The sequence below is a fragment of the Photorhabdus namnaonensis genome, from assembly GCF_001684335.1.
GTDB lineage: Bacteria > Pseudomonadota > Gammaproteobacteria > Enterobacterales > Enterobacteriaceae > Photorhabdus > Photorhabdus namnaonensis.
In genome coordinates this window covers 336,602-340,288 of sequence record NZ_LOIC01000072.1, presented here as the reverse complement: position 1 = coordinate 340,288, position 3,687 = coordinate 336,602, and the positions used below count along the sequence as shown (strand labels likewise).

The following is a 3,687-nucleotide window of genomic DNA, read 5'->3' as shown; positions in this document are numbered from 1 at the left end:
CGGCATGTCCATTCTGGTGATGGTGGTGCAGAGTTGGGAAGAAGAATCCCGCCGTTTGCGTGGTAAAGATATTTCCCCTTGTAGATTGTTATTCCTTGATGAAGCGGCGCGTCTGGATGCTAAATCTATCGCTACTTTGTTTGAATTATGTGAGCGTCTGCAAATGCAATTGATTATCGCCGCCCCGGAAAATATCAGCCCTGAAAAAGGGACCACTTATAAACTGGTGCGTAAAGTGTTTAAAAACCACGAACATGTGCATGTAGTTGGGCTACGAGGATTTGGGCAGGATACTCCGGCGACTCAATTGATTTCAGATGCTACCGCTTAATTAAATGGATGCTTTACGGTAATTGTAAGTAGGGAAAATAAAGAGAGTGCGCCACGGATGGCGCAATATATTCAGGATTGTGCACCAATATTGATCACCAGACAAAACGGTGGTGATTGCGTCATTATTTCAAATGCAGAATATGCAAGCCTTGAAGAAACTGCTTATTTACTACGTTCATCCGCTAATGCAAAACATTTACTTAAATCATTGGAGCAGGTAAATAGCGGAAATTTGCAGGAAAGGTAACTAACCTGAACTTCGCTTAAGAAGGAAATTAAAGTATCTGAGATACGATCAAAGTTTTTGTCAAAGAAAATTCAAGACATCACAGTCCGCTTGGTTTCTTGCTTAATATTCCTTCAATATAAAAGAAAGTATGCTACCATTCACCGATGAAGAGAAAAAATACACCAACGCCACATGACGCTGTTTTTAAGCAGTTTTTAAGTCATATTGATACTGCCAGAGACTTTCTGGAGATACATTTGCCGGCGAGATTACGGGCCGTTTGTGATCTGGATACACTGCGGTTGGAATCAGGGTCGTTTATTGAAGACAATCTGCGGGCGCATTATTCCGACATTTTGTATTCATTGAAAACGGCGCAGGGTGACGGTTATGTATATTGCGTGATCGAGCACCAAAGTTCCCCGGACAAAATGATGGCATTTCGATTAATGCGCTACGGTATTTCAGCCATGCAACGGCATCTGGAGCAGGGACATGAAAAATTGCCGCTGGTCATTCCGGTGTTGTTCTATCACGGTAAAATACAGCCGTATCCCTGGAGTACCAATTGGCTCGACTGTTTCGATGATCCGGCCCTGGCGGAGGAAATCTATTCCAATAAATTCCCGCTGGTCGATGTGACGGTAATCCCGGATGATGAAATCTTGACGCACAAACGGGTCGCGCTACTGGAAATGGTGCAAAAGCATATCCGGCAGCGAGATATGGCAGAGCTACTGCAAGAGTTAGTTATACTGCTGACGTATGATTACTATACGGATGAACAGCTAAAAAGCATGCTAAACTACTTATTACAGGTGGGAGATACCGCCGATCCAGAGGGTTTTATTCGGCGACTGGCAGAACAGTCCCCGAGGTATGAGGAGGTACTGATGACAATAGCACAAAGATTGGAACATAAAGCACGTCAAGAAGGACGTTTGGAAGGGCGTCAGGAAGGACGTTTGGAAGGGCGTCAAGAAGGGCGTCAGGAAGGGCGTCAAGAAGCAACGTTAAAAATTGCTCATGCATTGCTGAACAGCGGAATCGATTGTGAAACAGTGATGAAAACCACCGGTCTGAGCCAGAACGAACTGGAGCAAATACGCCACTAACTCGTCTTGAGAGTCCTCAATCAGCATTCAACGATCCGTGTGAGATGAGGATCTTACGGCGACTGGCAGAACAGTCCCCGAGGTATGAGGAGGTACTGATGACAATAGCACAAAGATTGGAACATAAAGCACGTCAAGAAGGACGTCAGGAAGGGCGTCAAGAAGCAACGTTAAAAATTGCTCATGCATTGCTGAACAGCGGAATCGATCGTGAAACAGTGATGAAAACCACCGGTCTGAGCCAGAGTGAGCTTGAATAAATGTCCGACAAAATTACTGTATTTCTTCCAAATACTACTATTTATTTTACGGTAGTCATATGAGTAGGAAAAAAAGCGCCACGGAGGGCGCAATTATTATTCGAAACCGAGTATTTTTAGTTTATGTCAGAGGCCAATTCAAGAACACCACACTATCATTGTAATGACTATTGGTACCATTTTCAGCGCTGATAATAGCTGTTCCCGGTTTTCCATCAAATATATTATCGAAATAACGCAGCTTGCATGGTTTGCCATCCCCCTCAATCTCAATACAGATTTTGCCTGTACCTGATGTGTAGGCTTTAGTCGCCATGAGATTATTTTGCCCTTTACCGGTTAATGTATCTACCAGAAGATCGTCAATATATACTTTTACAGTTTGCGGAATATTTGTATTAGCGTAGGCTATCAAGCCGAATCGAATACTGTGAGGTAACTGGAAACAATATTTACCCGTGTCATTAGCACTACATGTTCCATTACAGACTTTACTATTGCTTCCACTATTGTCTCGGTGACTTTACTATTTGCATTTAAAATATAAAAAGCGTTTATTACTTGGTTTTTATTGAAAAGTATAGCTACCGTAATAACATGATTTATAGATGTTATTTTTTATATTTAAAAATTTAACCAATGGTTATTTAAATAATTTCCAATGAAACAAAACAATTATGGGCAGGGGATTTTTATATACAACATCAATTAATAACAGAGATTGTTAATTGATATTTATTTTCTCTGGTTGTTCAATTTTAAGTATGACAAGTTGGGGATAATGAATAGGGTTATTTTTATTGCTTGCGATAAGTGGATTGGTTTTATTTTCAATGTTGGCCTTTTGCGACATCCTCTTTAGGATGAGGAGGATGTCAAAGTGGAGTTCTGTTTTATCACGAAGAGCGAAGGTGGATTACAGTAAGCTCAGTATGAAAAATAGAGCTTAAAGTAATCCAATAATCGTTTATGACTTAATAACTTGATCTGCAATATTAAATTTGAATAATGCGTCCTCATTTAAAGTTCTTGCTAGTAACATTTTAACAATAGGCAAAAATTTACCTGTTGCGTTTTTATAATCACGCTGATCTTTTTGTGCATCAGCTAAACCTGAATTTTCTGAATAAAAAAGGGCTTCAATAGGTAATTTATTGGGGTCATTTTCTTTCCAGGTTGAAATTCTGATTTCATTCTGTTTTGGTGGAGTATTAGGAGTACGTGGAAGTTTTTTGATACTTTCTAACATTTGATAGAAAGCTATAGCTGGATTATTTACATCTTTAGTAACATTAAATCCACATTGAAAAAGATCTTGAGAGTTTACTTTCCTATAATTTTTTATCCAATCATCGGAATTCATCACATTTTGTTCTTGGCAAGGTTTACCTTTACCTTTCGCCTTAGTAATATTTTCCCCACAACCTTGATTTGCTCTCTCATTTGTATAGCCATCAATAGGAAATGCACACAATACAGAAAAATCGATTCTATCTTTAGGTGCTATATGTTCAGGGAAAACAATAAATCCATTTTTATATCCATAAGCTAAGCGTTTAAACTTAGCGTCTTTCCTTAAATATGAAAAAGAAACACCACCACTTTTTATAGATGATGGGCTAGGTTGCCAAAATTTATAATCATTTGAATGTATAGTGCCACGCAATATAACTCCAGAGCAAAGAAAAGCGGGTGATTGAGCATCACCACAATCTTTAACGATATTATTATATCGTTGGGTTAATGTATT

At 39.2% G+C, this 3,687-nt stretch carries 4 protein-coding genes and 2 pseudogenes; 4 read left to right on the top strand and 2 right to left on the bottom strand.

The annotated features are described in order from the left end of the window. The 4 genes and pseudogenes from Phpb_RS26900 to Phpb_RS24950 all read left to right on the top strand — a co-directional run. On the top strand, window positions 1-331 hold a 331-nt coding region (locus tag Phpb_RS26900), incomplete at its 5' end, for a hypothetical protein (protein WP_240492551.1). 57 nt (window positions 332-388) lie between these two features. Further along, window positions 389-580: a type II toxin-antitoxin system prevent-host-death family antitoxin gene (locus Phpb_RS13915; protein ID WP_065390850.1), complete on the top strand. Its 192-nt coding sequence runs from the start codon at window positions 389-391 to the stop codon at window positions 578-580. A 146-nt stretch (window positions 581-726) separates the two neighbouring features. Further along, window positions 727-1,677 (top strand): Rpn family recombination-promoting nuclease/putative transposase, encoded by a 951-nt coding sequence (locus tag Phpb_RS13910; RefSeq protein WP_065390849.1) that lies wholly within the window; start codon window positions 727-729, stop codon window positions 1,675-1,677. Between the two features lie 53 nt (window positions 1,678-1,730). Then, a pseudogene (locus Phpb_RS24950) lies at window positions 1,731-1,937 on the top strand (Rpn family recombination-promoting nuclease/putative transposase); the annotation flags it as partial. A gap of 121 nt (window positions 1,938-2,058) precedes the next feature. Here Phpb_RS24950 and Phpb_RS13905 read toward each other — a convergent pair. After that, a pseudogene (locus tag Phpb_RS13905) lies at window positions 2,059-2,370 on the bottom strand (fucose-binding lectin II); the annotation flags it as partial. Between the two features lie 534 nt (window positions 2,371-2,904). Continuing rightward, window positions 2,905-3,687: N-acyl homoserine lactonase (locus tag Phpb_RS13900; RefSeq protein WP_065390848.1), on the bottom strand; the 783-nt coding region annotated here is incomplete at its 5' end.